We start from the raw sequence: 2,787 nt of genomic DNA on the forward strand, positions 1-2,787 counted from the left end.
CGGCCTCGTAGGGCGCCACCACGCCGTGGTTGACGAGCCCCACCAGGTCCAGCAGCACCGTGCCCGAGGCCGCCTCCAGCTCCCGCCACGACCCGAGGGCCTCCAGGACGAGGTCGAGGTAGACCGGCTGGGCGTAGGCGGTGTTGAAGTTGCGCGTCGCGCCGTGCGAGGCGCCGTGGTGGTGCCCGGGTGCGAAGCGCTCCAGCAGCAGCACCTGCCGGCCGCGGCGGGCGAGCTGCCACGCCGCCGCCGACCCCATCGCCCCGCCGCCCACCACGACGACGTCGACCCGCTCCGCCACGCCGGTCAGCCTAGGCGCAACCGGTGGTGCGGCCGGTGGTGCGGCCGGTCAGCCGGCGCCGCCCAGCAGCCGGACCCGCACCAGGTCACCGGTCGGCAGGCCGTCGCGGGCGCGGACCACGAGCACGAGGCGGCCGCCGGGCCCGCCGCGGTGGGCGGCCTCGACGCGGTGGTCGAGGTGGACCAGGTCCCCCTCCGGCGTGCTGGCCACCGGTTCGCCGAGCACCACCCCGCCCAGGCTCAGCTCGTGGGCGCGCGGGTCGGCCGGATCCGGTGCGGCGAACGTCAGCCGCAGCAGGCTCCCCGTCCCCTCGGGGTCGCGCAGCGCGTAGGAGAACCAGCCGGTCGCGCTGCGCGAGTGCGCGGCGCCCCGCAGCCGGGCACGGGTGTGCTCGCCGGCGAAGCCGTGGTCGGACTCCGGCTGCTGCTCGCCGGCGGCGACCTCGTCCACGACCACGTCGTCGGCCGCGCCCTCCGCGGCGGCCAGCCGGTCCCGCGCCGCGCGGCCGGCCTCCCCCAGGGGCCAGTACACCGTGTAGCGCTCGTCGTGCAGGGTGGCGAACGGCTCCAGCACCACCGCGGCCGGCGCGCCGCCCGCCGGGTCGACGGCCAGCTCGACCCGCAGCGGGTCCCGGCTGCGCAGCACGGCGGCGCCCAGCGGGTCCTCGCCGGCGACGACGGGGGTGTCCCCGATCGGGCGCACGGGACCGGCGGCGTCGTGCCCCATCCGCTCCTCCCCCGCCAGCAGCCCGTCGAGGCGCTCGCCGCCCTGGCGGGCGGCCAGCACGACCGGGCCCCACCGGTAGGCCCCCCACGGCGAGGAGTCCGGCAGCTCCTCCACGGCGAGCCCGGCGCCCAGGCGCACGGTGACGACGTGGCTGCCCGACCAGCGCCGGTGCAGCCGCAGGTAGCCGCCGGCCTCCTCGACCTCGGCGGGCCGCCCGTCCACCGCGACGTCCACGGAGGAGGCCCACCCGGGGCGGCGCAGCAGCACGGCGCCCTCCCAGGACCCGGCGGCCCTGACGTGCAGCTCGGCGGTGTCGGACCTCAGCAGGTCCGCCTCCAGCCGGACCGCCAGCCCGTGCTCGGGCCACTCCAGCGCCGCGGCGAGGTAGAGGTTCACGGCGAGGTCGGCGCCGGAGCGGGTGAACACCAGCCGGCCGTAGCGGGCGTGGTTCTCCATGCCGGACCCGACGCAGCACCACATCGACGTGTCCGGCTGGGAGTAGACGCGGTAGTGGGCCGGGCGCATCGAGGTGAAGTAGACGAACCCCCCGCGCCCGGGGTGCTGGGAGGACAGCACGTGGTTGAGGGTGGCCCGCTCGTGGAAGTCCAGCAGGGCCGGGTCCCCCGTGAGGGCGAACAGCAGGGCCGTCAGCTCCAGCATGTTGGCGGTGTTGCACGTCTCCGGGCCCTGCCGGTCCAGCAGCACCGGGCCGAAGTCGTCGGCGGGGTGGAAGTGCTCGCGCACGCTGTTGCCGCCGATGGCGACGGTGCGCCGGCCGGTCACGACCTGCCAGAAGTGCAGCGCCGCGCGCAGGTAGCGCGGGTCCCCGGTGTGCGCGGCGACCCGCGCGTACCCGACGACCTTGGCGATCTGGGTGTTGGCGTGCAGGCCGTCCAGCGGGTCGCACCCCTCGCCGAGCGGGTCCAGCAGTGCGCGGTGCGCGAACCGCTGCGCCTCGTGCAGGAACTCCTCGCGACCGGTGAGCGCGGCCAGCTCGGCGAAGGAGGCGGTCATGCCGCCGAACTCGGTCGTCAAGATCTCCTCGAACGCCGCCGCGTCCAGGTGCCGGCTGACCGAGAGCCACCAGTCCCCCAGCCCGGCCGCCATCCGCAGCGCGCGCTCGGAGCGCGCGTGGGTGGCGGCGTGCAGCAGGCCGGCGAGCGTCTTGTGCAGGTTGTAGAGCGGCACCCAGCGCCCGTTGAGGCTGAACGTGTCGGCGTCGACCTTCCCCGCCGCCAGCTCCTCGCCCAGCGCCCGGCCACCGGGCACACCGCCGAGGAAGCCCGTCCCGACCGCGCGCTGGCAGCGCTCGAACTCGTCCAGGACGTGCTCCAGCCGCTGCCGCAGGCGCTCGTCGCCGGTCGCGGCCCACAGCTGCGCGCAGGCGGACAGGTGGTGCCCGCCGATGTGGCCGCCGAGGCCGTCGCCCTCCCAGTTGCCGTAGGCCGGTGCCCGCGGCGGCAGCCCCGCCTCGCGCAGGTAGGGCGCGCAGAGCCGGTCGGCGTCCAGCGCCAGGACGTAGCGCACGTCGGCGTCCTGCGCCTGCTTGAAGGGACCGTCGAGGAGCCGGACGGCGTCCGGGTCGAACAGCTGCGCACCAGGATGCTGCATCACGGGCGAGGACCTCCGGGGACGAGCGCGGCGGTGGGGGCTGCCGCACCCCGCGGCGCGGGCGCGGACGGGGCGACGGCGTGCAGGCGGACCGCGGCCGGCTGGGCGGGCCGCACGATACCGAAGACGGGCCGCGGGCCGGGCGGCCC

The 2,787-nt window shown here is 77.0% G+C and carries 2 protein-coding genes; both read right to left on the minus strand.

Going from position 1 to position 2,787, the window contains the following annotated elements:
• Positions 1-259 (minus strand): FAD-dependent oxidoreductase (locus tag ABEB16_RS21455; protein WP_425560288.1); only part of this gene is annotated, 259 nt, incomplete at its 3' end.
• 90 nt (positions 260-349) lie between these two features.
• Positions 350-2,638 carry a beta-L-arabinofuranosidase domain-containing protein gene (locus tag ABEB16_RS21460; protein ID WP_345714209.1) on the minus strand — a complete coding sequence of 763 codons (2,289 nt, stop codon included), beginning with the start codon at positions 2,636-2,638 and terminating at the stop codon, positions 350-352.
• Between the last annotated feature and the right edge of the window lie 149 nt (positions 2,639-2,787).

The organism is Kineococcus glutinatus, assembly GCF_039542765.1.
GTDB lineage: Bacteria > Actinomycetota > Actinomycetes > Actinomycetales > Kineococcaceae > Kineococcus_A > Kineococcus_A glutinatus.